Source organism: Microvirga aerilata (genome assembly GCF_016743775.1).
Classification (GTDB): Bacteria; Pseudomonadota; Alphaproteobacteria; order Rhizobiales; family Beijerinckiaceae; genus Microvirga; species Microvirga aerilata.
Map to the genome: position 1 here is coordinate 1 of NZ_JAEQMY010000284.1, position 1,308 is coordinate 1,308.

Below are 1,308 nucleotides of genomic sequence, written 5' to 3' on the forward strand. Positions count from 1 at the left end.
TGAGGCGGGCGATCTCGTCTTCAGGTGACGCGAGACCTGCGGTTGCGCAAGCGATGTTAAGCCCAACAGCCGCGAGAGCTGCCAAACTCGCGGAGTACAGGGATCGTTTGAACTGTGAACGCGACATCGGAGGCCCTCCCAATGGTGCCTATCACGGCCCGATGTTGACCGGGCGGCAATCCTGCTCTCCTGGCTCGCGGTCGGGTAGACCAGCAGAAGGACTAACCCCTGCGGGCAGTTCTCTGGCTTTGCGGCCCAGCAAGACGAAGGGCAGTTCTGGGGCAAACTGAGAATACCCCGACTTCGTGAGGGGTCTGGTGTTCGCCTCCAAAGCGGGCGCTTGGCCCCCTTCAACCCCGAGCCAGAAGCGGTACTTCGCCCCTTGAACGAGTAAGGCTTAATCAGAGAATGCTAATGACACGCTTGTGGCCAGAGCGGGCGTGGAAAGTGCTTAGGGCGAACTCTCCCAGGAGAGTGTTCCCAATCGCCAAGGTTAAAGTCGAGGGTGTGTTCGGGTGCCGAACGCAGGCTCGCGCTGCACCGGTCCGACGGCGCAGCCTCTGGGCACCTTCACCGCGCTTCCACGTTGACCCGGCATGCAATACATCTGTGATGCCCCAGGCTCGAAGACCTGGTTTCGGATTGAAACCGAAGGCGAGGCCGCGCTTGAGTCAGAGTTGATGGGCCACGTGGTTGAGAAACACTTCCGTCAAGCCTGGGAGAGTGCAGCGAGCACCTACCGCTCATCCTCCAGCTTATTTGTTGAGCAGAACATTGGCCTCAAGGCTCACGTGCAGCGTGTCATGCCCGTGTTCCTGACGTTGCGCAGTGCAGAGGGGGCAGCCCTCGTGACAGCCATGCTGCCGCCACCCGGCCGCTATGACCCGGCTTTCAGGATCATCCTTGTGGGTCCTGAGAACCGCGATCCCTACCCTGAGCATAGTGAAGCCATTCGCAAGCTCGGCGAGCACTTTGGTCTCACCCTCGAGCGCGCCCGGTGCTATCCCTATGCTGGAATGGCTCCATCCCGGAAATAAGTTGTCCGCCACCCTGCGGGCTTATGCAGCCTCTTCAAGCACCTTGCGCTACCAGACAACCCTTTAGCTGACCGAGCTACTTTGCCAGTTGTGCATCAGACAGGCCGGCAAAGTCCCACAGCTCGGCCGAGGCAGGAGCCGGTTCGGATCGAGGTGTCGGTACGGTGAGCGTGACCTCGAACAGGTCGAGGGTGTGAGGCGAAGATCCCTTGTGCGACATATGCTTGATATGGGTATTCGGCCCCTCTGATCCAAGCTTGGAGGGAGTTCG

The 1,308-nt window shown here is 60.2% G+C and carries 1 protein-coding gene and 1 pseudogene; one reads left to right on the forward strand and one right to left on the reverse strand.

Annotated features, from left to right (window positions below):
* The first annotated feature begins 680 nt into the window (after positions 1 to 680).
* Positions 681 to 1,037 carry a hypothetical protein gene (locus JKG68_RS32370; RefSeq protein ID WP_246516131.1) on the forward strand — a complete coding sequence of 119 codons (357 nt, stop codon included), beginning with the start codon at positions 681 to 683 and terminating at the stop codon, positions 1,035 to 1,037.
* A 76-nt stretch (positions 1,038 to 1,113) separates the two neighbouring features.
* Here the strand turns inward: JKG68_RS32370 and JKG68_RS33110 are convergent.
* Positions 1,114 to 1,308: pseudogene (locus JKG68_RS33110) on the reverse strand (hypothetical protein); the annotation flags it as partial.